This is a genomic window from Hyphomicrobiales bacterium, assembly GCA_039973685.1.
GTDB lineage: Bacteria > Pseudomonadota > Alphaproteobacteria > Rhizobiales > JACESI01 > JACESI01.
In genome coordinates, this window is record JBDWKL010000016.1 from 102720 (window position 1) to 129529 (window position 26810).

The following is a 26810-nucleotide window of genomic DNA, read 5'->3' on the forward strand; positions in this document are numbered from 1 at the left end:
TGAATTACAAGGGCTGATTTTTAGGCCAAAGGAGATAAAAATCTGCCGCATGTTGAACTGCGCCTGCAATTTTTTCCGCTTCAAGGCCGCTACCGAAATAAATATCTCCGCGCGCAGGGCCAACAATAGCAGACCCTGTATCCTGACCAATCATCAAATGCTGAAACCCGCCTTGCAAATTTGCATTGAGAAAAATTGGCGAACCAAATGTATGAAGCAAACGATCGACCGCCATTGAGCGCATTGATGACAGAGGAACGTTGGCGGCACCTATTGGGCCATCTTCGGGGTCAAGGTTCTCAATCTCATCAAAGAAAATGTACGATTGGTTTTGCCACATTACTTCGTCTTGCTGATCAGGGTTATCACCCAACCACGAGCGAATGGCCTCCATCGACATTTTCTCGCGCGCAATTTCGCCGCGTTTGATCAACTCACGGCCAATCGCTGTATATGCATGACCAGTTTTCGCCGCATAACTCACCCGCATAATACCGCCCTCATCTAAGCGGATACGAGCTGACCCTTGAATATGGATAAAAAAAGCGTCAACCGGGTCTTCCAGATAAACAATCTCAAGCTCTTGATCAGCAACAGCCCCTGATGAAATTGCTTGGCGGTTATGATACGGCCCAATGCCATCTGCTAGCTGGCGAGCAAAACGAATTTCAGGATCCCAACCTTTAGGAACATCTTCCTCTGCCAAATCAGCAATACGAACCAGATCATGAGGCCGACGTAAAAGGGGCGCACTAAAGCGCTCTGACTTTATCCGCGAACCCAAAACCTCAGGTTCATAATAGCCCGTCACAAATCCACGATCATCGCTTTTGGCCTTCTCTGAAGGCTGGATTAGCCGCGGGACAAAATGATCTTCGAAAAACAAACGGGCTTCGTTGCCTAAAACACCTTCATCAAGTGACATCAGCCAACCGCCAATTTCTGACAAAGCTTCGCCATTCAAACCAAGCGCCCGCGTTTTAGGGGGCTTTTCTTGCATTTTCTGGGCACTCTTTAAGAACGCATCGAGGGCAGCGGCGTGATCATCCTCTGCCCAACCAGGCAAATCATCAAAAGTGAGTGCATCGCTTAAAAGGGAAGACGTCACCATCTTAAGCCTCAGTCTGGTGTTTCAGTCGCTACCAATTTCCAGTTTGGATCACCTGAAGTGGTATCGCGCTCAAATGTCCAAAGGTCTTTAACTTCATCCACGGCATTTGGATCACCATCAACGACGCGGCCTTCTTCATCCATTGTGGCCTGAATGATTTCACTTTTGAAATCCACCTCAACGCGGGCAATGCCTTTGATAAGGTCAGCTGACACAAGATTAGCCTTGTTGATACCAACGAATGAAAAGTCGATTGTTTCTTCGCGTTCTTCGCGATCTTTAATCGCCGCGCTAAAGCCATCAAAAACATCCGCAGAAAGAAGGTTCTTGAGCGTTTTGCGATCACCAGCGGCAAAAGCTGTAACGATGTACTCATAAGCTGATTTTGCCCCTCCAAGAAATTCTTCCGGGTCGAACATTTCATCGACTTCAACAATTTTCTTGAGGCCATCATTCAACGCCGTACCCGTTTCAGAAAGACGATCAATCACTGCAGTTACACTGTGGTCTTCTTCTAATTGTGGGTTCAATACAGGTTCAGGCGCTCCTTTACGACGGGGCAGCTCAACCACATTGTCGTTGCCGTTTTTATCAGCCTTGCTTTCAGACTTTGATGAATAGGGATCAAACGGCGGGCGTTCATTGCCGTTGCGCTTTCCCAGCACATTGCGGATTTGGAAAATTACAACAACCGTAATAACGATAGCGAGAATAGTGTAAAAATCGAACTGCATTGGCCTGTACTCTTGTTTGCGTTCATAAAAGCTATGTAAATAGCGCCTCGGCACAATCGCCAAGCATCTTATTTCAAAACTTACCGGCATTTCTATCACGTGTTGAGCAATAGATGAGATAATGTTGTCTACATTATATGTGCTGGTATTTTGTTCATTCAACGCCTACATCGCATATAACCACCGTACTCGCCAACTAATGAAGCCTCATATTTCTGTAAAATTGTTCTAGAAAGCATCATGCGCCTCAGTTTTTTACCTTTTTTACTCCTTGCCATCCCTATTTTGGAGATTTCCGTCTTCATTATGGTTGGCGATATAATTGGCCTGTGGCCTACATTGGGCATGATTCTCGTCACAGCCTTTCTTGGAACGCTTTTATTGCGCCACCAAGGTTTTCAATTATTGCGGGAAGCACAAGAACAAACAAAAGCGAACCAAATGCCCGGACGGGCACTTGTTCACGGTGTGATGCTGGTTGTTGCTGGCATTTTTCTCCTAACACCTGGTTTTGTCACCGATAGCTGCGGATTTTTGTTGTTTATCCCGCCAATACGCGATGGCATATGGGCTTTCTTAAAATCAAGAATATCATTTCAAACGATCACACCGAATGGACAAACCGAACAAGGTGGCAATCCCTTTGGAGCAAATAACGATGCTGGGGGAGCAAACAGTCCAAAACAAGGACCGGTGATTGATTTAGAAGAAACAGAGTTTGGCCCGACAGATCCCAAATCTCCTTGGAACAAGTAATTACTGCCAATTTCCTCGAATAGCTTGTTTCATTGTCTTGTGCGTGTTAGCACCTCGGCGAACATTTTATGAGGACGATAATGGCTAAGAAACCTGCTAAAAAGACCGAAGCTGAAGCAAATGGTGCTGGTGCACCTGATCCAAACGCACAGGTTCAACTCAATACTCTTGCGCAATATGTAAAAGATTATTCCTTCGAAAACCCACGGGCACCGATGTCTTTGCAGGGTCAGCAGGAACAACCAGAAATCAGCATTGCAGTGAATGTAAATGCTCAAGCTTTGGGTGAGACTGAATATGAGGTCTCAATCAAACTGGAAGCCGAAGCGAAAACAAAAGACGATGTGCTTTTCAATGTTGAATTGCTTTACGCTGGTGTTTTCAGAATTACAGGCGTGCCAGCAGAGCATATACACCCAGTTGTTTTGATCGAATGCCCAAGATTGCTCTTCCCATTTGCACGTCAAATCGTTGCTGAAGGTACTCGCGACGGTGGCTTCCCGCCACTCATGATCGACCCAGTTGATTTCGCAGCACTTTACCGCCAACGCCTTGAGCAAGAAGGTACAAACGATAAAACGAACTAAATCGTTTGTTTCTTGAATTTACGAATATGAATTTGATAGGCGGCTTCGGTCGCCTATTTTTTATCCCAGACCTTGTGCCATAGCGTCTCGGAACCAAGCTCTTCCACAAAAGCGCGATGCGCCGCACTGGCTTCTTGCGTTAAACGGCTTGGCAATGGGTTTGGCCGTTGAAGTGCCTCACGCTTGTTGGTTGTTTGGGTGGTGGTCGCTACTTTTTCATCTGTTGCAAAATCTAGCCCGCGCTGTTTGCCACCCATAAGCTCGATATAAACATCAGCCAACAACTCCGCATCCAGCAAAGCGCCGTGTTTTTCGCGTCTTGAATTATCAACATTGTACCGCGAACAAAGCGCATCAAGGGTATTCGGCCCCATTGGATGTTTGCGTCTTGCAATTTCCAGCGTATCGATAACGCGGTCATTGCTATAGGCAGGATACGATAGTTTTTTCAGTTCAAAATTCATGAACTTCATATCGAAGCTCGCATTATGCGCGATTAATACGCCATCATCACCGACAAACTCGATGAACCCATCAGCAATTTCAGCAAATTTTGGTTTGTCTGAGAGAAACTCTTCAGAAAGCCCATGAACCTTGAACGCGCCCTCAGGCATGTCTCGCTCTGGGTTGATATAAACATGATAGGTATTGCCGGTTGGCACCTGATTGATTAATTCCACACAGCCAATCTCAACAACACGGTCACCCGCTGTTGGATCAAAGCCTGTTGTTTCCGTATCAAAGACAATTTCGCGCATAACTTACCTCACCTCCAATGAGTATAGTCTGCTTGATTCAATCATTGGCTGAAATATGCAGGCAATCGATTTTTATTCAGAAGATAATTGCGCGATGATTTTTGAAACCGTTTCTTTCGCTGCATCCATACCAAGTGACGTATCTAAGATAAAATCACCACGCTCTCGCTTTTCGCTGTCTGGTGTTTGACGGGATAAAATATGTTCAAATTTCTCTGCCGTCATATCAGCGCGAGCCAATACCCGCTCGCGCTGGATATTTTCAGGGGCGGTGACGACCAGAATTTTATCAACACGGTCACTTCTACCCATTTCAAACAGTAAAGGGTTGTCCAAAACGACAATCGGTGCGCCGTCTTGTTGTGCTTTTGATAGAAAATCTTTCTCGCGTTGCTGCACGGCAGGATGAACAAGTGCTTCGAGTTTTTTCATCGCCGCTTCATTGCCAACCACATATTTTGATAAAGCGGCACGATCAACCGTGCCATTTTTTGCAACACCTGGAAATTCCGCTTCCAATGGCGCGACAAGTTCACCTTCATAAAGATCATGCACGGTTGCATCAGCATCATGCACAGGAACGCCCATTTCACGAAACATGGTCGCCGTGGTGGATTTTCCCATTCCAATTGAACCTGTGAGCCCAAGGATGATCATATTAAAGCCCCATATCTTCCAAAACAATCGAGCGCAATTCGTCGGTCACCACTGGTTCGCCACCAAACCAAAGCTTAGAACCCATTTTTGCCTGATGGAGCAACATACCAAGACCATCGACGGTTTGATTACCTTTAGATTTCGCCAATTTTATCAAAGGCGTTTCAAGTGGCGTGTAAACAATATCTGTTACGAGACAATCTAGCCTTATCCCTTCCAAGGTCAGGGGTAGAGGCGGATTTTTATCCATGCCAAGGCTTGTTGTATTTATGATTAGTGTGGAACTTTCAATGACTTGCTCGGCTTGATGAAGCTCTATTGCACGAACAGTTGAGCCAAAATGATCAGCTAATTCTTCAGCACGGCTCAAGGTTCGATTCGCAACCGTTATATTTTTAAAGCCACGTTTTATAAGTGCAAAGATAACACCACGCGCCGCGCCGCCCGCGCCCAAGATCAAAGCGTGCTCTTTACGCTGATCCCAGCCACTCGCTAAATGATCAAGATTATCGGAAAACCCAATCCAGTCTGAATTGCTGCCACACATTTTCCCCTCTTCAAGCCAAACCGTGTTGACGGCACCAATCGCTGTCGCCGCTTCATCGATGTGATCAAGGTGAGGAATAACCGCCTCTTTGTGAGGAAGCGTAATATTAAAACCGGCAAGCCCAGATGTTTTGAACCCTTTGAAAAAAGCATCTGCTTCTTCTGGGGAAACGGCGATTGTTTCATAGCTTCCGTTGATTGATTGCGCTTTCAACCAATAGTTATGGATGATTGGCGAGCGTGAATGATGGATGGGCCAACCGATAACACCGGCTTTAATTGGATCATTTGTCATTATTCAACTTCTCCGACAGTTCTTAAAAACTCTAACAGAGGCAAAAGAGGAAGCCCAAGAATTGTGAAATAACTGCCTTCGATATTCTCAAACAATTGAATTCCGGGCCCTTCCAACTGATAACAACCAACACTTTGTAAAGCGGCATCGCCAACCAGTGAAAGATATCGGCCAACAAATTCCGGCGTTACATCTCGCATGGTCATATGGGCGTCGTCGCTATAACGAAAAACAGTGGTCCCATCTTTAACGACACAAAGGGACGAATGAAGATTATGAGTGCGCCCACGCAACGCCAAAAGCTGTTGGCGAGCGGCTTTCACGTCTACCGGCTTATTATAACGATGAAGCTCGCCTTGATCTTTAAAGCTCATGGTTTGATCGGCGCCTATTACATAAGCACTGGGATTACGGCTACTGACATCCAGCGCTTTTGCTTCCGCAAGCACCTCCGCAATATCAGCGGGACCGAAATCTGAATTTAGAAGAGGCAGCTCAATCGCGCGTTCATCTATATCCGCCGCCTCCGTTTCAAATTGAAGCCCAGCATTATTCAATAATGCGCTACGGGCAGATGATTTTGAGGCTAAAATCAGGGACATAAGATAGGGCTTTCCGCAATGTTCTTATGCAGACATATCGATGAAAGCGTTGGATTTCAACGTGCAAGCGATTCTGCGTTTTATTAACGGCTTTAGATGAAGCCTGTGTAAGAGTTGTGAAAAACCTTTGATGGGATACGTGGGCAAAAATTTTATCCAAAATTATTCGAAAAATTGCCCCCAGCAAAAATTGCTATTGATTAGTCATTCACAAATTGTGGGAATCGTGGAAAATTAGTTCTTTCAAACTTATTCGATAATTATTACCTATGAGTTCAAACTCGATTAGAACATAACTCATTGAAATATATATAATAATTATGTTTTCATCGATTCTATTATTCTCTGATCTAAAAGTTTCCACATTTTTGGATGGCTGTGGATTAAAAACGAAGATGTGAACGAAATCTAATTCCCAAAGTTCCCCTGTATAATAATAGTAGTCATATAAAATAAGATTCTATTTATGTTGCTTGAAGGCTGGAAATCATGAGAGAACAGCCATCTTCGAAGCAGTCGGAGAATCTACAAATGTATGGAAATAAAGATGAAGCTTCTTGATAGCCTTGATGGAAAAACTTTTGAGACCCCACCTCTTTGGATGATGCGCCAAGCTGGTCGTTATCTTCCTGAATATCGTGAGTTGAGAAAACAAGCGGGTAGCTTCCTAAATCTTTGCTACACACCAGAACACGCTATCGAAGTTACCATGCAACCAATTCGTCGTTTTGGTTTTGATGCAGCGATATTGTTTTCAGATATTCTGGTTATCCCTGATGCACTCGGCCAAGATGTTCGTTTTGAAGAAGGACGTGGTCCTGTTTTAGAACCGATCACAAAGGACGATATTGATCAGCTAAGCGTTGAGCGTGTTGTTGAACATCTTCAGCCCGTTTTTCAGACTGTTTCTGGTTTACGCTCGGAGCTTCCAACAGAAACAGCTCTTATCGGGTTCTGTGGTGCGCCTTGGACGGTCGCAACCTATATGATTGCGGGTCATGGAACACCAGATCAAGCGCCTGCGCGTATTTTCGCCATGAAGGAACCAGAAGCGTTTCAAAAACTGATAGACATCCTCATAGAGGCTTCTAGCCGTTATTTGATCGAACAAGTGAATGCTGGCGCTAATTGCTTACAAGTTTTTGATACTTGGGCTGGCGTCTTGGGTGAAAAAGATTTTGAGCAATTTAGCATTCGCCCGCTTCAAAAGATCATTGAGAATGTGAGACGAGAGAAGCCTGGGACGAGATTTATTGGATTTCCAAAAGGCGCTGGCGTGAAATTACCCAAGTTCATTGATGAAACGGATATCAATGGCATTGGTGTGGATTGGACTGTGCCCTTGTCTTATGTGCGCGAAGAAATTCAGACGAAGACTTGCGTTCAAGGAAATCTAGATCCTTTGCTCCTTATTGGTGGTGGTTCTAAGCTGAAAGATCAAACGCAAATGATTTGCGAAGAGCTTAAATCGGGTCCACATATTTTCAATTTGGGTCATGGCATCACCCCGCCGACACCAATTGCAAATGTAGAATTGATGATTGAAACGGTTCGTTCGTTCAAGGCATAAGGAAGTTCACGAATGTATCAATGGGTTCTTGTTGGTCACATCATTTCAGTAATTTGTTGGATGGCTGCGATCTTTTATTTGCCGCGTTTGTTTGTTTATCACGTGGATGCTGAGGTTGGATCAATTCAATCAGAGACTTTCAAAGTAATGGAACGACGACTTTTGAAAGCGATCATGACACCGGCGATGATTGCGACTTGGGGTTTTGGGATCTGGTTGATGATTTTGGGTAGTCATCATGAACAAGGTTGGATCCATGCAAAGATCTTCCTCGTTATCTTAATGTCAGCTTTTCATATGTTTTGTGCAAAATGGATGAAAGATTTCGCTAGCGATCAAAACAATAGACCAGCGAAGTTCTTTCGATTTGCGAATGAGATGCCAACTATTTTGATGATTGTGATTGTCATTTTAGTGGTTGTGAAACCGTTTTAAGTGCGACTGATGAAATTCAAGACTTTAGTTTTTCCTTGAAATTCTCACAATCATGATGTAGCCGATAGACCTCTCCTTTCGAAGATGAGCGAAAATTCGCCGTCTTTCTTGCTCGTTTTGAGCAATCTCAATTTAAAAAATAGGTGTCCGCCATGCGCGAGATGAAGCTTCAAGAGCTTAAAGAAAAGTCGCCAACAGAACTTTTGTCATTTGCTGAAGAGCATAATGTTGAAGGTGCCAGCACAATGCGTAAGCAGGAGCTGATGTTTGCAATATTAAAACAGCTTGCTGAAGAAGACATCGATATTATCGGTCAAGGCGTTGTTGAAGTGCTTCAAGACGGCTTTGCTTTCTTGAGATCACCAGATGCTAATTATCTACCGGGCCCTGATGATATCTACGTATCTCCGACGCAAATTCGCAAATTCTCTTTGAGAACAGGTGATACGGTAGAAGGTGAAATTAGAAGCCCAAAAGAGGGTGAACGCTATTTTGCTTTGTTGAAAGTAAATACGCTTAATTTCGAAGACCCTGAAAAAACCCGCCACAAAGTTCATTTCGATAATTTGACGCCGCTTTATCCTGAAGAGCGTTTGAAGATGGAAGTGATCGATCCAACAGGAAAAGATCTTTCTGCTCGTGTTATCGATATTGCGGCTCCTCTTGGTAAAGGCCAGCGTGGTTTGATCACGGCGCCGCCGAGAACAGGTAAAACAGTTTTCTTGCAGAATGTTGCAAAGTCGATCACGGCTAATCATCCAGAATGCTATCTGATCGTTCTTCTGATCGATGAACGGCCGGAAGAAGTAACGGATATGCAGCGCACGGTGAAAGGCGAGGTTGTCTCTTCGACCTTTGACGAACCAGCACAACGCCATGTGCAAGTTGCTGAAATGGTGATTGAGAAAGCGAAACGCTTGGTGGAACATGGTCGCGATGTGGTGATCTTGCTCGATTCAATTACGCGCCTTGGTCGTGCTTACAACACAGTGGTTCCGTCATCTGGTAAAGTTCTAACGGGTGGTGTTGACGCGAATGCTTTGCAACGTCCTAAGCGTTTCTTTGGTGCAGCTCGGAATATTGAAGAAGGTGGTTCACTTACCATTATCGCGACAGCTCTTATTGAGACTGGTAGCCGGATGGATGAAGTGATCTTTGAAGAGTTCAAAGGGACTGGTAACTCAGAGATCATCCTCGATCGTAAAGCTTCTGATAAACGGATTTTCCCAGCAATTGATATTCAACGCTCTGGTACTCGTAAAGAGGAACTGTTGGTTGATAAAGATCAGCTGAAGAAAATGTATGTGTTGCGCCGTATCTTGAATCCTATGGGGTCTGTCGATGCTATCGAATTCTTGATTGATAAGCTGCGTCAGACAAAAGACAATGACGAATTCTTTGAATCAATGAACACGTAATCATCGGAACGTAAATTCGATTCGTATCCGGAATATCTAAAACTAACCGAGTTTCCATATTATGTATGACCTTGGTTCATCAGATACCATATATGCTTTATCTAGTGGGTTACCTCCCGCTGGAGTTGCTGTAATTCGCCTTTCTGGCCCACATTGTCGATTCGCTCTCGAAACAATGAAAGTATCCATACCGGATCCGCGCAAAGCTGTTGTCCGTAAACTCTTCAGTGCACGCAATGGATCGCTTTTAGATGAAGCACTGGTCTTGTATTTCAAGGCGCCTGCCAGTTTTACTGGTGAGGATGTTATAGAATTGCATTGTCATGGAGGTCGGGCGGTTGTTGAAGTTATTCTTCGAGAGCTATCTTTAATAGATGGGTTGCGGTTGGCGGAGCCTGGTGAATTTACCAAGCGTGCCTTTTACGAAGACCGCATCAATCTTGTAGCTGTAGAGGGCCTATCGGATCTGATTAATGCAGAGACGGAGAGCCAAAGACAGCTTGCTTTATATCAAACTGCTGGGGGTTTGGCTGATACTTATGATAGTTGGCGCGCTGAATTGATTCGCCTCCGTTCTTATCTAGAAGCTGAATTCGATTTTCCAGATGAAGATGATGTACCTGGTTCGGTATCTGAGCAAGTCTGGTCGCGTGTTCAAGCATTGGCTGAAGAAATGGAGCGCGCAATTGGTCGTTCCCAATTCGGGGAACGAATAAGAGATGGTGTCAATATCGTCTTGGCCGGAAAACCGAACGCTGGAAAATCTAGCTTACTGAATGTTTTATCTAGACGGGATGTTGCCATTGTTAGCGCTCAATCCGGAACAACCCGCGATATTCTAGACGTTAATCTTGATCTTTCTGGTGTTGCTGTGAGGCTATCTGATACTGCTGGATTGAGAGAGACGGATGACGAGGTTGAAAAGATTGGTGTACAACGGGCGCGGACTCGATTGAGTGAGGCTGATCTGATTTTGTATTTGGTTGATTGTCGGCAGCCAACTGATCTTGATGGTGAAGAATTTATGGAACTTAAGGCCGCTCAGTCAGATATGTTGACTATCGGCACCAAGATAGATCAGGTGCCCGCTGGCGAGCTCAATTCGATTCGTAGCCGATTTGATATGATGATCTCGAGCACAACACATGAGGGCATTGATAATTTACTGCTCGTTTTGCAGGGAAAAGCCAAAGCCCTTACTGGGAATGGAGAATCATTGATTGCTATCCGAGAACGTCATCGCATCGCTTTACAGGGATGTGTTGATTGTTTGAAGAACGCTTTGATCGAAAGGCCAGAGTTGGAATTACGTGCTGAGGAATTGCGTAAAGCGGCTGATGTATTGGCGAAAGTGACCGGCCGGGTTGATGTTGATGATCTTTTGGATGTGATTTTCAGAGAATTTTGTATTGGCAAGTAACCATGATTGTTTCACGTGAAACATGTCGCATAATGAATCATTGATGCAATCTCTAATATGAACTAAACCAACAATATCATTTTATTGGATATGTTATGGCGCAAAAAAACTACGATGTAATTGTCATTGGTGGTGGGCATGCTGGTTGTGAGGCCGCCGCTGCCTCAGCGCGATTTGGCGCGCGTACGGCATTAGTTTCCCATAAATTATCCCAGATTGGTGTCATGTCTTGCAATCCCGCAATTGGCGGTTTGGGCAAAGGGCATCTTGTTCGCGAAATTGATGCGCTCGATGGTTTGATGGGAAGGGTCATTGATAAGTCCGGTATTCAATTTCGTATGTTGAACCGACGGAAAGGGCCAGCGGTACGGGGACCTCGTTCACAAGCTGACCGAAAATTGTATCGGGAAGCGATGCAGGCTGAACTCGCAGATATTGATAATCTAGAATTGGTTGAAGGCGGTGTTGAAGACCTTGTTATTGAAGAGGGTGAAGTAACTGCTGTTGTTCTTGGGGACGGTAAGATTCTAACCGCGGGCGCTGTTGTTTTAACAACAGGGACATTTCTCAACGGCTTAATCCATATCGGTGATAAGAAAATTGCTGCGGGTCGGATGGGCGAGAAGCCAAGTATTGGTCTGGCGAAAACACTATACGATACGGGTTTTGCAGTTGGACGCCTAAAAACTGGAACGCCTGCGAGACTGGATAGCCGAACAATTAATTATTCAAGCCTCGAAGCTCAGCAAGCAGATAATCCTCCGACACCATTTTCGTTCATGAATAAGCAAATTGATGTGCTGCAGATTGATTGCCACATTACCTATACAAATGAAAAGACCCATCAAATTATTGCCGACAATATTGGCAAATCTGCGATGTATTCAGGCCAGATAGACGGTGTAGGGCCGCGTTATTGTCCGTCTGTTGAAGATAAGATTGTGCGTTTTAAAGACCGAGACCGCCATCAAATCTTCCTCGAGCCAGAAGGATTGGATGATCCAACAGTTTATCCGAATGGAATTTCTACCTCACTTCCCGAGGATGTGCAGGCCAAATTTATTGCGACTATCCCAGGTTTAGAGAATGTTACTATTTTACAACCTGGTTACGCGATTGAATATGATTACATTGATCCTCGGGAGCTAAAGTCGTCTTTGGAAACGAAGCGGGTGTCTCATCTCTATTTCGCTGGGCAAATCAACGGAACGACGGGGTATGAGGAGGCTGGTGCGCAAGGATTGATGGCCGGATTAAACGCCGCCCGTAGCTGTAGTTCAATGGATGCCTTGGTTCTCGATCGATCTGATGCATATATTGGCGTATTAATCGATGATCTGGTTACTAAAGGTGTTAGTGAGCCGTATCGTATGTTCACATCGCGTGCCGAATATCGGTTATCTATTCGCGCTGATAACGCTGATCAAAGGTTGACGGAAATTGGAAATCGATTCGGTTGCGTATCGTCTGAGCGCTCTGAGTTGTATTTGAATAAGAAGTTTGGACTTGGGTCGATTATAGACCGAGCGAAAGAAATAACCTTGACGCCGAATGAAGCCTTGGCAAAAGGCTTTAAGATCAATCAAGACGGTGTGCGTCGACGCTTATATGACATACTGTCGTTTCCAGATGTTACGATTGATACGATTAAGCAGCATTGGCCAGAGTTTAGCGATTATGACAGTGAACTCCAGGAACAATTGGAAATTGATGCTAAGTACGCGGTTTATATAGAACGCCAAAAAGCAGATGTTGTTGCTTTGAAACGCGACGAAGCGATGAAACTGCCGAGTGGCGTGGCGTTTGATGAAATTTCGGGGCTTTCTAATGAGGTCGTGCAGAAACTTAAAGCCGTACAACCAGGGACTATCGCGCAAGCGGCCCGTATTGATGGTGTTACACCAGCGGCGGTATCTTTGTTGTTAGCGTTTATTAAGAGACGGACTGCGGCTTAGCCATGAATAATGATGTTACTACAGGCCATCGGTTTTTAATCGATCAATTTCGAGTCGATAACGAAACGATTGATAGGCTCAATCATTATCATTCGTTGGTAATAAAATGGCAGCCAGCGCAAAACCTTGTTTCACGTGAAACACTCGCGCATTTTTGGGTCCGACATATCTGCGATAGCTCGGGACTAATCAAAATCGCTGGACCTAAGGGTGTATGGTTGGATTATGGCAGTGGCGCTGGATTTCCGGGACTTGTTACTGCTATTTTGCAAAAACAATTGAGCGCAGATGATGCCTCTTCAGTGGTTCACTTGGTTGAAAGCAATAAGCGTAAGGTGGCATTTCTTCGAACTGTTATTCGAGAAACAGGTGTGAATGCCGTTGTGCATCCATTGCGAATTGAAGATTTTATTGAAAAGTCTGACCTCAACCCGGACTTTATATCTGCCAGAGCGGTTACTGCCCTGCAAAATCTTTTGGCCTACAGCGAAAATTACGTGTCAAAGGGTTCTGTGTGTTTTTTCCATAAAGGTCGGGATATCAATGGGGAGATCGCAGAAGCAGCTAACACATTTGATTTTGATTTGGTAAAACATACTCAGGCCCTTCCTAATCACCACCAAAATGACGGTGTGATTGCGGAGATTAGGGCCATAAGGCGCAAGACCTCTTAAGTGTGAGTTGTAAAGGATCGATGCATGTCTTCCACCCATAATAAAAAGCCACGGGTTATTACCGTTGCTAATCAAAAAGGCGGTGTTGGTAAGACGACAACTGCAATAAATTTAGGTACTGCTCTTGCTGCGATCGGTGAGCGTGTTCTGATTGTTGACATGGATCCGCAGGGAAATGCTAGTACCGGCGTGGGTTTGGATCGCTCAAAACGTGATCGCTCCACTTACGATGTCTTGGTTGGAAACCATAGTCTTTCTGAAGTGGTTGTTGAGACGGATGTTCCGCGTTTATCTGTTGCGCCCTCAACGCTTGATCTATTGGGTGTTGAGATGGAAATAGCGAGTGCCGAGGATCGCGCATTCCGTATTCGTCAAAGTGTAGAAAGTGGTGTTATTGATAAGGAAGGCGTCCCTTTTGACTACCTTCTCATCGATTGCCCTCCATCGTTGAATTTGTTGACAATCAACGCCCTTGCCGCCTCGCAATCAATTTTGGTACCGCTGCAATGTGAGTTTTTCGCACTCGAAGGTTTGAGCCAATTGTTGCAAACCGTAGAGCAGGTGAAGCAGACGGTAAATCCGGATCTCACTATCCATGGTATCGTTCTCACAATGTATGACGCTCGTAATAATCTTTCAGGGCAAGTTATGGCGGATGTTCGTAATTATATGGGCGATACAGTCTATAAAACAGTGATCCCTCGCAATGTTCGAGTTTCTGAGGCGCCGTCCTATGGCAAGCCGGCATTGTTGTATGATTTTAAATGTTCTGGCAGTCAGGCATATCTAAAATTAGCATCTGAAGTTATTCAGCGTGAGAGAAAATTGCGTGCGGCGTAAGCGTTTAAAAGCGTTAACTAATTGATTTATAAGAAAGAAATGAGATGGCGGATTCATCACAGAAAAAAGATTCGGGTCAGAAACGATTAGGTCGTGGATTGGCAGCCCTTATTGGTGAAATGGGTGGCGAGGAAAATGCAACAATAGAGGCCGCGCGCAATCAACGGCGAGTCCCTATTGAATTTCTAGCGCCTAGCAAAAACAATCCGCGCAAAATGTTTGCTCCTGAAGAGCTGAAAGATCTTGCGACCTCTATAAGAGAGCGTGGAATTTTTCAGCCTGTTATTGTTCGTCCAGATCCTGTGGGTGATGAAGATCGGTTTGAAATCATTGCTGGTGAGCGTCGTTGGCGTGCGGCGCAGATGGCAGGTCTTCATGAAATCCCCGTACTTATCCACAAAGTTTCAGACAAAGAAGCACTAGAGATCGCGATCATTGAGAATGTTCAGCGCGCAGACCTTAATGCCATTGAAGAAGCGTTGGGTTATGACCAGTTGGCGAGAGACTATGACTATAGTCAGACGGAACTTGCTGATGTCATCGGCAAAAGTCGTTCTCACGTGGCGAATATGACTCGTTTGTTGAAGCTCCCTGAAAGTGTGAAAACATATATCGCTGAAGGAAAGCTCACCGCTGGCCATGCGCGGACATTAATTACGGCCGACAATCCAGAACTTTTGGCCAAGCAGATTGTTGAAGATGGTTTGACTGTGCGAAATGCTGAGGCTTTAACCGCAAAATCCTCAGGCCGCACGCCATCAAACAGCGCTAAACAACCAAAAAATCCAGATACATTGGCCCTTGAGAAAGCTTTGACAGATCATCTTGGTCTTATTGTCTCAGTCGATATGAAGGGTGATGGCGAAAAGGGGGATATGCGTATCCGCTTTAAGACGCTTGAACAGCTCGACGGTTTGATTGCTCTATTAAAAAACTAATCAATAATGTGACGGGCTAGCGATTAGCCCGTTTTTTTGCGGCGTCACCCAGCTTTAAAAGCAGGGCGCGGAAGATTGTATCTGATAGAGCTGATTTCTTCCGACTTTCTGCAATCGCGTCTTGCACATAACCCAGCGCTTTTTTCACCATTTCCCCCCGCCAAATCGTTACTTGTTTAGAGACTGCCTGCTTCCGTTTGAAATGAATAGGCGGGCGGGCGCGGTCAACCACATCACGGACCGATGCGCCATTTGCGATGTCGGCGCTGAAAAGCTGTAATCTTGTGAGATGTCGCTGAAGGACGATGATTGTTTGGAAAGAATTGTGCCCCATGACGAGGCTATTCTCAAAATTTTTCAATCCGAGCTGAAGCTGACCCAATAAAACCCAGTCAATCGTGTCATCGACCAGTGAAGCAGACGCGTCACCAATCAACAGTTCAACGTCATCGACAGTAATCTCACCTTTATCGTGGGCATAGAGGCAGAGTTTCTGGATTTCGTTGCGGCTGGTTTGTCGGTTTTGGCCAATCAGAGATAGGAGTAACGCTTGAGCGTCTTGTGAAATGCGCACATTATTTGTTTGCAGCTCTTCTTGAAGGAGCATATTGAGGCTGCGGCTGTCATCTGCGTAGCAGGGGATGGCGATCGCGGTCTTTGATTTTTCGATCAGTGAGCGTACCGGATTTGATTTCTTGAGATCACCGCCTTCAATCAAAACCAGTGACTGCCCACTTCCTTCTTCTAATACAGCTGTAATGGATTTGGTGATCTGTCGCGTGCCATTTAAGCGAACTCTAATGACTTTATCGCCGCCGAATAAAGCAACAGCATTTGCTTCGTCAATCAAACGCCCAGGATCATTAGCAATATCATCAGATTCTAAGGTCAGTTTTGAAAGGGGATCATCATTGCCCTCAAGTGCCAAGCGACTAATCGCATCAGTTCGCTCAGAGACCAACCCCTGGTCAGGCCCATATATCAAAATGACTGGGTGAAAACCCGCTTTGTTTTTGATGTATCGTTCAACTTCGTTGGCTTTAAGCTGCACGGGTCAAAACCATCTTATCGGGCTTTTTTAAGAGCAATTGCAAGTGCCTGACGCAGTCTCAATGCCGCGGCTTTTGCAGCCCGGATCTCAGCATCACGTTCAGATCGGACATTGGCAAATTCTTGGTCTGCACGATCATAAGAAGCTGTTGCCTCTTCGGTTCCTTGTGCAATTGGCGCTGCTTTGCGTCGATCAATCAAAATATATTTCGCTGAAATATCGACAAAGAAAGCTCTTGGACCAAAATCGACATCACTAATGCCGACTGAGCGAACTTCCTTATTTGTATTCAATTTCAATTCGTACGGTAAGTTACCCGTTGAACTCGTTCCGCCGCTTAAAGAGAATTGCAACTCATTGCGTACCAGTTGATCCAATCTTGAATTTGGGTCAGCAATTTCAATTGATGCCAATGCCTCACTTATTGAGGAACCATCAGACAGGGCAGCCGTAGAGTGTAGTGGTTGAACTTGGCAACTAGCCAACCACAATGCACATATAGCAAAGCCAGATATTCTTAAAATCTTCTTATTAATCAAAGACTTGACCTCTAGTTCCTTAGCTACACAACAACATTGATAATGCGTTTTGGTACAATAATCAATTTCTTAGGTGTTCCACCATTCAAAGCATTTTGTACAGCTTCAAGTTTCATTAACGCCTCTTCGATTGTTTTTTGATCCGCGTCAGCAGCAATCGTCAATTCCGCTCGTTTTTTACCGTTGATTTGTACCGGCATAAGAATTTCATTCTCAACCAAGAGCGCGGGATCGAAAACAGGCCAGTCAGTGTCGGAAAGGCTGGTTTCGTTGCCAAGCATTATCCAACACTCTTCGGCCAAATGTGGGATCATCGGATTAATCAAAATCGCGAGGTAAGCTAAAGCTTCAGCGAAAACAGCTTTGACGCTGTCATCGGTTTTATCGTTGAGTTTGACCTTGGCCATGAAATTTACAAGTTCATAAACGCGAGCAACCGCACGGTTGAACCCGAGTTTCTCGATGTCTTGTTCGATCAAGGAAACTGTCTTGTGGGTTAGCTTCCGTAATTCGAGTGCCTGTCCTTCGATCGTTGAAGGTATATCTGCGTTTGCATCGAAGCCTAGAGATTTGAATTCCGCAAACAGGCGGTAAATACGCTGCACAAACCGGAATGCCCCATCGGCGCCCGCTGCAGTCCATTCGAGATCCCGTTCTGGTGGCGTGTCAGACAACATGAACCAACGGGCGGTATCGGCGCCGTATGTCTCTAAAATGTCAGTCGGGTCGACAGTGTTGCGCTTTGATTTTGACATTTTCTCAATGCCGCCAATTTTAACCTCACTACCACCGTCCAAAAGGAAGGCTTTGCGCGAACCCCCATCTTCTTCAAATCGAAGTTCTGCAGGGCTTATCCATTTACCGTCGCTAGATTTATACGTTTCGTGAGTCACCATGCCTTGGGTGAACAAACCTTTGAACGGTTCATTCGCATTCAAGTGACCGGCAACACCCATGGCGCGGGCAAAGAATCGTGAATAGAGCAAATGCAAAATCGCGTGCTCAATGCCACCAATATATTGATCAACTGGAAGCCAATCACTTGCCACTTTTGGCGTGGTTGGTGTGTCTGCCTTCGGATCTGTGAAGCGGGCGAAATACCATGACGAATCGACAAATGTATCCATCGTGTCAGTTTCGCGTTTTGCAGGTTTACCGCATGATGGGCAGGCTACATCGCGCCATGTTGGGTGGCGGTCTAGTGGGTTGCCAGGTTTGTCGAAGTTGATGTCTTCTGGAAGTTCAATCGGAAGGTCAGCTGCTTTTACAGGCACGACACCACAATCATCACAATGAACCACCGGAATTGGGCAACCCCAATAGCGCTGACGAGAAATGCCCCAGTCACGCAATCGGAAATTGACCTGACGCAAGCCCTGCTCGACATCGCCTATTTTGATGTTTTCTAATTTTTCAGCAACTGTGTCTTTAGCTTCTTCTATACCCAAGCCATCTAGGAATTCAGAATTAAACAAGACGCCATCATCGGTGTTGGCGACTTTATCAATTTCGAATGAAGCAGCGTCTTCACCTTTTGGCAAAACAACTGGCTTAACGGGCAAGCCATAGGTGCGGGCAAAATCTAAATCTCGTTGATCGTGGGCAGGACATCCAAAGATTGCACCAGTGCCGTAATCCATCAAGATGAAATTCGCGACATAAATCGGTAGCTCTTCGCCTTCAACGAGGGGGTGCTTGACCTTAAAGCCTGTCGCGATCCCTTTTTTCTCAGCCGTCTCTAACGCTGCAACACTTGTTCCTAATTTACGGCATTCATCGATGAATGCCGCTAGTTCTGGATTGGTTTCAGCTGCTTTAAGTGCAAGCGGATGTTCGGCAGCAACAGCCATAAAGCTTGCGCCGAACAATGTATCAGGGCGCGTCGTGAATACTTCTAGCGTTTTGTCTTCACTTGGTGCTGCACCTGCAAATTCAAAATGAATGCGTAACCCTTCAGAACGGCCAATCCAGTTTCGTTGCATAAGGCGAACTTTTTCAGGCCAACCATCAAGATTGTCCAGTTCATCGAGCAGGTCTTGGCTGAAGTCTGTAATCTTGAAGAACCACTGCGTAAGATTGCGTTGTTCAACAGGTGCGCCTGAGCGCCAGCCGCAACCGTCGATAACTTGCTCGTTTGCTAGAACGGTTTGATCTACTGGATCCCAATTGACTTTGCTCTCCTTGCGATAGACGAGGTCTTTATCAAGGAAATCGAGGAACAGCATTTGCTGGCGGTGATAATAGTCTACATCGCATGTGGCAAATTCGCGGGACCAATCAAGCGATAGACCCATGCTTTTGAGCTGGTCGCGCATGGTCGCGATGTTTTCATAGGTCCACGCTTTTGGATGCGTGTTGTTTTGCATCGCTGCATTTTCTGCGGGCATGCCAAAGGCGTCCCAGCCCATTGGGTGCAAAACATTGAACCCTTTTGCGCGCTTAAACCGAGCAACCACATCACCCATCGTATAATTGCGCACATGACCCATATGGATGCGGCCTGATGGATAGGGAAACATTTCCAGCACATAATATTTTTCACGCGGATCTTCGTTGTCGGTCTCGAAAATTTTGTTCTCAGACCAATATGATTGCCAACGTGGTTCAGTTTCGCGGGGATTGTATCGTTCAGTTGCCATTTTAATACGACGTGCTCTTGAAAAAGGTGATTTATTTGTTGATGTGACAAACACCAGAATTAACCGCTTTGGTCAACCTTGAAGGGCTTGTTAAGCCTCAGTCTGGTTGGTTTATGATGTTGAAATTGAAGGCCAAAGGAATAGGTGAGATGGAAAGCATCGCGACAAGATTGAAAACGATTAAGGATGTGGTTGCAAACGCAGGATCAAGTTCGGATGGTTCCGTGTTAATCGCCGTCTCAAAAACTTTTGATGCGGAGCATATTCTTCCAGTCCTTGAGGCGGGCCATCGGGTGTTTGGTGAAAACCGTGTTCAAGAAAGTCAGGGGAAGTGGCCGACTTTAAAAGAAACCTATCCAGACACAGAACTCCATCTTATTGGTCCACTACAATCCAATAAGGCTGCAGATGCTGTAGCGTTGTTTGATGTTATTCATACGATCGACCGTGAAAAAATCGCGAAGGCGCTGGCTGCTGAAATGAAAAAACAAGCGCGCCGTTTGCCGGTCTTCATTCAGGTGAATACGGGTTCAGAGCCGCAAAAGGCGGGGGTGTTACCAGCAGACGCTGATAGTTTCATTGCAAACTGTGTTCAAGAAATAGGCTTGGACGTGATTGGCCTTATGTGTATTCCGCCTTTCAATGAGGATCCGGTGCCCCATTTTACTCAGTTGCGGAAGTTGGCGGAAAGACATTCGCTCCCTCACCTATCTATGGGCATGTCTTCTGATTTTGAGGTGGCTTTAACGCACGGTGCGACCCATGTTCGGGTCGGAAGTGCTATATTTGGCGCGCGATGATAGGCAAATCGTGTCTCTTTTTTACTGCTGGATGACGAACTTCGTCTCTGTATTTGCCCTTTTTAAGAACTGCTCCATCACAGATTTTTCAACAGCAACACATCCTTCCGTCGGTCTGAAATCTGGATGGGCTAAATGAAAAAAGATAGCACTCCCGCCGCCGCGTTTGCGGGTGGAAATATTATAGTCCAACACCACCATATAATCGTAAAGATGATCATTTCGGGTCAGAATTTCATGCGATGTTGGATAGGGTAATTTGACTAACTGATTGTAATTTCTATCAGTTTTACCATCACTCCACCCCATATCAGGTGAAATTGCATGAATGGGAAGCGCTGTGATCGGTCGCGCTACACGGTCTGGTCGATAGTACACATTGAGCACACCGAAACGACCGATAGGCGTTCCACCATCACCTTCCATTTTGCGGCTTGTCATACCAGAACGTCCAAGAGCACAAGGCGCAATGATTTGACTATTTCCACCCCCCATCACGAAATTGCCACGGGAAAGTGATTTCCAGTTTCTCCGAACAAACACAATGTTCATATCAGAACCTCATATATCTGTGATGGACCTAGTTTACTGAATGCTCAAAATAGCCATACTAACGCTATCTTGCTGGATTCGAAATTGAAACTGAAAACCGAAATGCTTGGCAAAAAAAGGGTACTTTTATGACTGCGCGGAAAATTATAATTGTCGACGATGATGCGGATCTTTGTGAAGCCTTAGTTGAACAGCTAAGTCTGTATGAAGAGTTTGATATAGAGCATCAAGAAAATGCTACCAAAGGCATAAAAGCAGCCCGTGATGGCCACTGTGATTTGCTTATTATGGATGTTGGCTTACCAGACATGGATGGCCGTGAAGCTGTTAAAATTCTCCGCAAGGGTGGTTTTAAAGCACCGATTATCATGTTGACGGGTCACGATACAGATTCAGACACGATTTTAGGCCTTGAAGCTGGCGCCAATGATTATGTCACCAAGCCATTCCGATTTGCTGTTCTTCTCGCACGTATCCGTGCGCAACTTCGTCAGCATGAGCAAAGTGAAGATGCAACCTTCACAATTGGGCCCTATGTCTTCCGTCCAAGTGCGAAAGTTCTTTCTGATGAAACGGGTGCGAAAGTTCGTTTGACGGAAAAAGAGACTTCAATTTTGAAATATCTCTATCGTGTCGGTGATAAGCCGGTTACGCGTGATATCTTGTTGGAAGAGGTTTGGGGTTACAACTCAGGTGTTACGACACACACGTTGGAGACACACATTTATCGCTTACGGCAAAAAATCGAGCGTGATCCGTCCAATGCGGAATTGCTTGTGACCGAGAGTGGTGGTTATAAACTAAACCCATAGAATCATTTTATGATGGCTGACTAAATGAGGTTAGCCATCATAAGTTTTGGGGCGGGGCAATGTTGGACGAAAAAATCGAACGATTAAAATCTGTGCCGCTTTTTGCGGTCTTGGATGATATTGCGCTTCATCATATCGTTTTCAATAGCCATAATTTGACGGCGTCAGATGGGACAAGCCTTTTTGTAGAGGGCGATGCGGCCAGTGGCGCTATTTTTTTGGAAAGTGGCGAGTTGAGCCTTTTGGCTCGTTCAAAAGGTGAAATGGTTGAACGGGTGAAGTTGCAGGCTGGTGCCGTGGTTGATCCCTATGCTTTGGTTACCAGTGGCAAGCGCCCCGTTACTGCTAAAGCGGTGGGGGATGTTAAATATCAATTATTGGACCGTTCGGTTTTTCGAAAAGTATTAGAAAACTACCCAGGCCATGCAGAGCGCTTGCAAGACTATCTACGTGAAGAAATCAATCGCACCGTGAGCACACTTAATGGTGTGGCTGCACGGTTGGATTTCATTCAGTAAAAACCCACTAAAAACTCTGGCTTTTTAGAATTTGAACTCTGTCACAATTGGTGCGTGGTCAGATGGACGTTCCCAACCGCGGGCATGTTTTATCACTTTAGTTGAAGCAATCGTTCCATCGAGGGCTTGTGTTGCCCAGATGTGATCGAGCCTACGGCCTTTGTTGGCGTTTTCCCAATCTTTCGAGCGGTAACTCCACCACGTGAATAATTCTTCCGGTTCCGGAACTAAAAGCCGTTGTGTATCTATCCAATTGCCTTTTTGACGAATAGCTTCAAGGGCTTCTGTCTCCACAGGCGTGTGGCTTACAACTTTCAAAAGCTTCTTGTGATCCCAAACATCGCTTTCGTAGGGCGCGATATTGAGGTCGCCAACCAAAATGGCAGGGCGTTCAGATTCTTCGCCACCAATCCACTGATTCATTTCCGAAACGAATTTCATTTTGTGGTCGAATTTTGGATTTTTCTCAATGTCTGCTTCATCCCCACCGGCAGGAACATAGAAGTTATGAACCCGAATGCCAGGGCCAATTTTATAATCGGTTGCTATGTGGCGCGCGTCACCCATTTCGCAAAAATCACGGGAGAAGCTTTCTGTGAATGGGATGCGAGAAACGGTTGCCACGCCGTGATACCCTTTTTGACCGTGTTTCGCGATATAGGGATATCCCATTTTCTTAAATGCAGTCTCTGGAAATTGGTTGTTGTGGCATTTGGTTTCTTGCAAGCACAACACATCTGGATTTTCGGCCTCTAGCAGTTTCTCCACGAGGTTGATGCGAAGGCGAACAGAATTGATATTCCAGCTGATAATTTTGAAGACTGACATAGAGGTTTGGTTCCGATCATAGTTTGATCGAGCATAGCGCAATGATTGGCCAAAGACGATGTGCTGTACCGTGTATCCCAAACAAAAAAGCCGATGCGAGGCACCGGCTTTAATACATCAATTAGAAGAGGCTTTATTCGCCTGGGTATTTGATTTTAAAGAGGCTGGATTTCAGCTTCGTCCCTTTTTTGGTGTCAAAAATTTGCACCGAGGTATCGAGGCCTTGGGCATCTGTGACGATCCATTGTTCTAATTCATAGGTGTCTTTGGTGAAGAAGAGCCGCAATTGGCTTTCATTGAAAGCTTCTGGGTCTTCGATAATCACGACAATTGAATTTCCAAGCAGGCCAACATTCTTGATGCCTTTGACCTTATTAAGATTCAATTTGCGACGAAGCAGGTAACGAAGTGGCGTTTTCTTTAGCGGCAGCAAATCTTGTGTTTCAAGCTTAGTATTGATGACGGCGACACTGCGACCATCGGCAATAATGTCGATTGTAGCGGGCTTGTTATATTTAAAGCGCATCAAGCCTGGGCGATGCATGAAGAAATTACCTTCGACAGCATTTCCATTAGGGCCGGTTTGTACAAATTTACCGGCCATCGTTTTATAGCCGTTCATCTGTTTGCTAATGCTTTTAAGAACATTTTTCTGATCTTTGGTCAGCGCAGCATGAGCGCTTGCAGCAAAGATGAACGAAAAGATGAGCACGGAAAGGAAAAGAACGACGCCAACAACAAAAGCAGAGTTGCGGGTCTCAGCTTTCGCGATCGCGCGTGCTTGGTGCTGTTCTTTATGGTGGTTATGGTTGTGTATCATTAATAGAATTTCCCACATTCGTAGATGCTGCAAATAAAGTGGTAAAAAGAGGCGAAAGTCTGTTGAACGGACGCTTTTCTCTTAAACCACTCAGTCTGACTGCGGTATGAATGACAGATTCGTGCCATTGCGACAGCAGTTACTCATATACAAAAGAGCAAATTCTTTGCTTTATTCTCTAAAAGCGAAGTCTTCATCGGGATCACTACCGACTAAAATCTCGCGTTTACCGGCGTGATTGGCTGGGCCTACCACACCTTCTTCTTCCATGCGCTCAATAATTGAGGCAGCCCGGTTATACCCGATACCGAGACGGCGTTGGATGTAACTGGTTGATGCTTTCTTGTCTCGAAGAACAACAGCAACCGCTTTATCGTAAGGGTCATCGCTGTCAACGTTGCCGCCAGTTTCTCCACCAGCACTCGCATCGCCTTCTTCTTCATCGACTTCTTCTGTTACAGCACCCACATATTGCGGAATGCCTTGATCTTTAAGATGCATAACAACATCTTCAACTTCTGAATCATCCACAAACGGTCCATGCACACGCTGTGTGCGTCCGCCGGCTGCCATGTAGAGCATGTCACCCATGCCAAGCAGTTGTTCCGCGCCTTGTTCGCCGAGAATCGTACGGCTGTCAATTTTCGATGTAACTTGGAATGAAATCCGCGTTGGGAAGTTGGCTTTGATTGTACCTGTGATCACATCAACAGATGGACGCTGGGTTGCCATGATAACATGAATGCCAGCAGCACGTGCCATTTGGGCCAAGCGCTGGATGGCGCCTTCAATATCTTTACCGGCAACCATCATAAGGTCAGCCATCTCATCGATAATCACCACGATGAATGGTAATGGCGCAAGATCGAGCTCTTCGCGCTCATAAATTGCCTCACCAGTTTCTTGGTCATAGCCTGTTTGAATTGTACGAACGATCGGTTCGTTTTTCTCGGCTGCTTGTTTTACGCGGGTGTTGAAACCATCAATATTTCGAACGCCAACTTTAGACATCTTGCGATAACGATCTTCCATCTCCCGCACGGTCCATTTAAGGGCAACCACGGCTTTTTTCGGATCTGTCACCACGGGTGTCAGAAGATGCGGGATGCCGTCATAAACGGATAGCTCCAGCATTTTTGGATCGATCATGATCATTTTGCATTGTTCCGGTGTCATCCGGAACAAGAGCGAGAGGATCATGGTATTAATGGCGACGGATTTACCTGAACCGGTGGTACCAGCAACAAGTAAGTGAGGCATTTTAGCAAGGTCAGCGATTACGCCTTCACCGCCAATGGTTTTACCAAGGCAAATGGGAAGTTTACCCTTGTTCGTTTCAAAGGTCTTAGAGGCAATGCTTTCACGCAGATAAATGGTTTCACGTTTGGCATTTGGTAGTTCGATACCAATCGCGTTTTTACCTGGGATCACTGCAACCCGCGCGGCGATGGCACTCATTGAACGGGCAATATCATCCGCAAGGCCGATCACACGGGAAGATTTGATGCCTGGTGCTGGTTCTAGTTCGTAAAGAGTTACAACAGGGCCTGGGCGAACGTGAACAATTTCACCTTTAATGCCGAAGTCTTCGAGCACACCTTCGAGCAATTGTGCATTTTCAGCCAAGGCATCATTTGAAAGTGCGTGTTCGCCGCGGTTAGCAGGTGCTTCTGATAGGAGATGAAGTGGCGGCAATTCAAATTCTGACGGATCTTTGAATGTCGGCAATGGCTGCTGTGCTTCGGTCATCGCACGACGGCTTGGTTTTGCCGGAGGTGTTGGTTGTGCGACCCTTAGACTAGTTGGTGCAGCTGGCGCTACTGTTGGTGTTGGTTGGCGTTCAACAGTTGCGCGAGGCGCGGTTATATCCGTTGGATATTGCTCTGCTTCAACAAACTCAGGCGTCGGTTGTGCGGGTGGCTGCGGTACCTGCTGAGGCGCCAATTGAGGCGCAGGTTCTGGCTGCAATGAAACAACGGGTTCTGGGTGTTGTTCCAACATGCTAGGGTCTGGTTCTGGCTGTAAATATTCCCCTAGTCCATCATTTTCTGTGGGCTCGTCAATCAACTTCTTTTTAAAGTTGATCAGCGTTTGCACTGCACTTGCAAAGCCTGTTTTTCGACCGACAGCACCTTCCATCGTCAAATCATGCTGTGGAACTGGTTCGCGCAAAATTTGGACGCGCTTTGAAGAGGTGAGGTTTTTAAGCTTGGCTTTGGTTGAATATCCCAAATGAGCCGCCGCGCCTAACGCTGTTGGCAATAACCAACCTTCGCGGGCTTCTTCTTCTGAGTCTTGCTTTGCCTCTCCACCAATAAGGGGACGACGGGTCGCAGATGCAGACATCTCATCTTCAATATCTGCTGTATTATTCGCAAAAACGAATTTCGCCAAAAATGGCAATGGTGCTGCAAGTAGGAGTGCGACCAAGAACGCAAAAACACCGCCGAAGCTATCACCCAATATAAAGATAGGAAAAGCGATGATGCCATTTCCTATAAGGCCGCCTAGACCGGTTGGAAGAGGCCAACTCGATGGGACCGGCATACAAGCGGCGATGGCGCAAGAAAGAATGACGATGCCGAGGAACCCTAGGATTTGAGCAGCGCCTACATAGTCAGTTTTAAAACGGAAAATCTTCCATCCCCAAATTGCGGGTAACAGAACAAGAATGGATGCGGTGAAGCCGAAGAATTGCACCAAGAGATCTGAAATCGCAGCTCCGGGGAAACCAAGCCAGTTTGAAACGGCACGGTCTGTCGCATTGGTAAGACTTGGATCTTCAACATTCCATGTTGCAAGCGCCAAGCAAGCAGCAAGGCTTGCTACGATAATACCAAGTCCAACTAACCGATTTTTTGTCCGGTTTAAGAAAGGTCCCTCACCACGATCTTCGTCATCAATCCCGTGAAAATCCGCCGTGTCTGTCATGCTCATGTCTCTACTAAACGCGTC

General features: G+C 45.7%; 26 protein-coding genes. 13 read left to right on the forward strand and 13 right to left on the reverse strand.

All coding sequences use genetic code 11. The annotated features are described in order from the left end of the window. Positions 1-4 precede the first annotated feature (4 nt). Entirely contained in the window at positions 5-1111 is a 1107-nt protein-coding gene (locus tag ABJO30_04515) for an MltA domain-containing protein (protein ID MEP3232070.1), read from the reverse strand. Between the two features lie 8 nt (positions 1112-1119). Then, the gene (locus ABJO30_04520; GenBank protein MEP3232071.1) at positions 1120-1845 is read right to left on the reverse strand and encodes a Tim44/TimA family putative adaptor protein; all 726 of its coding nucleotides are present in this window, start codon (positions 1843-1845) and stop codon (positions 1120-1122) included. Positions 1846-2085: 240 nt separating this feature from the next. Here ABJO30_04520 and ABJO30_04525 point away from each other — a divergent pair, with 240 nt between their 5' ends. Together ABJO30_04525 and secB are read left to right on the forward strand one after the other, a co-directional pair. After that, positions 2086-2601, forward strand: coding sequence for an FxsA family protein (locus ABJO30_04525; protein ID MEP3232072.1), 516 nt, complete (start codon positions 2086-2088; stop codon positions 2599-2601). An 80-nt stretch (positions 2602-2681) separates the two neighbouring features. Further along, positions 2682-3188 carry a protein-export chaperone SecB gene (gene secB, locus ABJO30_04530; protein ID MEP3232073.1) on the forward strand — a complete coding sequence of 169 codons (507 nt, stop codon included), beginning with the start codon at positions 2682-2684 and terminating at the stop codon, positions 3186-3188. A gap of 53 nt (positions 3189-3241) precedes the next feature. On the opposite strand, the gene dnaQ is transcribed toward secB, so the two are convergent. The 4 genes from dnaQ to ABJO30_04550 form a co-directional block, all read right to left on the reverse strand. Next, positions 3242-3946: a DNA polymerase III subunit epsilon gene (gene dnaQ / locus ABJO30_04535; protein ID MEP3232074.1), complete on the reverse strand. Its 705-nt coding sequence runs from the start codon at positions 3944-3946 to the stop codon at positions 3242-3244. A 72-nt stretch (positions 3947-4018) separates the two neighbouring features. Then, a complete protein-coding gene (gene coaE, locus ABJO30_04540) occupies positions 4019-4603 on the reverse strand; it encodes a dephospho-CoA kinase (GenBank protein MEP3232075.1) in 585 nt (194 codons plus the stop codon). 1 nt (position 4604) lies between these two features. Further along, positions 4605-5444, reverse strand: coding sequence for a shikimate dehydrogenase (locus ABJO30_04545; protein ID MEP3232076.1), 840 nt, complete (start codon positions 5442-5444; stop codon positions 4605-4607). Beyond that, positions 5444-6046 (reverse strand): Maf family protein, encoded by a 603-nt coding sequence (locus tag ABJO30_04550; GenBank protein ID MEP3232077.1) that lies wholly within the window; start codon positions 6044-6046, stop codon positions 5444-5446. Before ABJO30_04550 ends, ABJO30_04545 begins: the two co-directional genes overlap by 1 nt. A gap of 541 nt (positions 6047-6587) precedes the next feature. Between ABJO30_04550 and hemE the strand changes: the two genes are divergently transcribed. The 8 genes from hemE to ABJO30_04590 all read left to right on the forward strand — a co-directional run bounded on the left by hemE (position 6588) and on the right by ABJO30_04590 (position 15296). Further along, the gene (gene hemE, locus ABJO30_04555; GenBank protein MEP3232078.1) at positions 6588-7616 is read left to right on the forward strand and encodes a uroporphyrinogen decarboxylase; all 1029 of its coding nucleotides are present in this window, start codon (positions 6588-6590) and stop codon (positions 7614-7616) included. A gap of 12 nt (positions 7617-7628) precedes the next feature. Beyond that, the gene (gene hemJ / locus ABJO30_04560; protein ID MEP3232079.1) at positions 7629-8051 is read left to right on the forward strand and encodes a protoporphyrinogen oxidase HemJ; all 423 of its coding nucleotides are present in this window, start codon (positions 7629-7631) and stop codon (positions 8049-8051) included. A gap of 152 nt (positions 8052-8203) precedes the next feature. Continuing rightward, positions 8204-9469, forward strand: a complete 1266-nt coding sequence (rho, locus tag ABJO30_04565; protein MEP3232080.1) for a transcription termination factor Rho — start codon at positions 8204-8206, stop codon at positions 9467-9469. A gap of 61 nt (positions 9470-9530) precedes the next feature. Continuing rightward, positions 9531-10889 carry a tRNA uridine-5-carboxymethylaminomethyl(34) synthesis GTPase MnmE gene (mnmE, locus tag ABJO30_04570; protein ID MEP3232081.1) on the forward strand — a complete coding sequence of 453 codons (1359 nt, stop codon included), beginning with the start codon at positions 9531-9533 and terminating at the stop codon, positions 10887-10889. Positions 10890-10984: 95 nt separating this feature from the next. Further along, complete coding sequence (mnmG, locus tag ABJO30_04575; GenBank protein ID MEP3232082.1) at positions 10985-12844, forward strand: tRNA uridine-5-carboxymethylaminomethyl(34) synthesis enzyme MnmG; 1860 nt, start codon at positions 10985-10987, stop codon at positions 12842-12844. 2 nt (positions 12845-12846) lie between these two features. Then, on the forward strand, positions 12847-13518 hold the full coding sequence (locus ABJO30_04580; protein MEP3232083.1) for a 16S rRNA (guanine(527)-N(7))-methyltransferase RsmG: 672 nt from the start codon (positions 12847-12849) through the stop codon (positions 13516-13518). Between the two features lie 24 nt (positions 13519-13542). Next, complete coding sequence (locus tag ABJO30_04585) at positions 13543-14358, forward strand: ParA family protein (GenBank protein ID MEP3232084.1); 816 nt, start codon at positions 13543-13545, stop codon at positions 14356-14358. Positions 14359-14402: 44 nt separating this feature from the next. Beyond that, a complete protein-coding gene (locus tag ABJO30_04590) occupies positions 14403-15296 on the forward strand; it encodes a ParB/RepB/Spo0J family partition protein (GenBank protein MEP3232085.1) in 894 nt (297 codons plus the stop codon). 16 nt (positions 15297-15312) lie between these two features. Here the strand turns inward: ABJO30_04590 and holA are convergent, their stop codons facing one another. The 3 genes from holA to leuS are packed head-to-tail and all read right to left on the reverse strand — an operon-like array spanning position 15313 to position 19525. Beyond that, positions 15313-16347, reverse strand: a complete 1035-nt coding sequence (gene holA, locus ABJO30_04595; GenBank protein MEP3232086.1) for a DNA polymerase III subunit delta — start codon at positions 16345-16347, stop codon at positions 15313-15315. Between the two features lie 14 nt (positions 16348-16361). Further along, on the reverse strand, positions 16362-16886 hold the full coding sequence (lptE, locus tag ABJO30_04600) for an LPS assembly lipoprotein LptE (GenBank protein ID MEP3232087.1): 525 nt from the start codon (positions 16884-16886) through the stop codon (positions 16362-16364). 23 nt (positions 16887-16909) lie between these two features. Then, entirely contained in the window at positions 16910-19525 is a 2616-nt protein-coding gene (gene leuS, locus ABJO30_04605; GenBank protein ID MEP3232088.1) for a leucine--tRNA ligase, read from the reverse strand. A 149-nt stretch (positions 19526-19674) separates the two neighbouring features. On the opposite strand from leuS, the gene ABJO30_04610 reads away from it, so the two are divergent. Continuing rightward, positions 19675-20325 carry a YggS family pyridoxal phosphate-dependent enzyme gene (locus ABJO30_04610; GenBank protein ID MEP3232089.1) on the forward strand — a complete coding sequence of 217 codons (651 nt, stop codon included), beginning with the start codon at positions 19675-19677 and terminating at the stop codon, positions 20323-20325. A gap of 21 nt (positions 20326-20346) precedes the next feature. Here ABJO30_04610 and ABJO30_04615 read toward each other — a convergent pair whose 3' ends face one another. Next, positions 20347-20877: a L,D-transpeptidase family protein gene (locus tag ABJO30_04615; protein ID MEP3232090.1), complete on the reverse strand. Its 531-nt coding sequence runs from the start codon at positions 20875-20877 to the stop codon at positions 20347-20349. 128 nt (positions 20878-21005) lie between these two features. On the opposite strand from ABJO30_04615, the gene ABJO30_04620 reads away from it, so the two are divergent. Next, complete coding sequence (locus ABJO30_04620; protein ID MEP3232091.1) at positions 21006-21689, forward strand: response regulator transcription factor; 684 nt, start codon at positions 21006-21008, stop codon at positions 21687-21689. A gap of 59 nt (positions 21690-21748) precedes the next feature. Next, the gene (locus tag ABJO30_04625; protein MEP3232092.1) at positions 21749-22207 is read left to right on the forward strand and encodes a cyclic nucleotide-binding domain-containing protein; all 459 of its coding nucleotides are present in this window, start codon (positions 21749-21751) and stop codon (positions 22205-22207) included. Positions 22208-22231: 24 nt separating this feature from the next. On the opposite strand, the gene xth is transcribed toward ABJO30_04625, so the two are convergent. The 3 genes from xth to ABJO30_04640 form a co-directional block, all read right to left on the reverse strand. Then, positions 22232-23035 (reverse strand): exodeoxyribonuclease III, encoded by an 804-nt coding sequence (gene xth / locus ABJO30_04630; GenBank protein ID MEP3232093.1) that lies wholly within the window; start codon positions 23033-23035, stop codon positions 22232-22234. A 133-nt stretch (positions 23036-23168) separates the two neighbouring features. Next, positions 23169-23855 carry an outer-membrane lipoprotein carrier protein LolA gene (locus ABJO30_04635; protein MEP3232094.1) on the reverse strand — a complete coding sequence of 229 codons (687 nt, stop codon included), beginning with the start codon at positions 23853-23855 and terminating at the stop codon, positions 23169-23171. Between the two features lie 171 nt (positions 23856-24026). Then, positions 24027-26759, reverse strand: a complete 2733-nt coding sequence (locus tag ABJO30_04640) for a DNA translocase FtsK (protein ID MEP3232095.1) — start codon at positions 26757-26759, stop codon at positions 24027-24029. Positions 26760-26810: the final 51 nt, after the last annotated feature.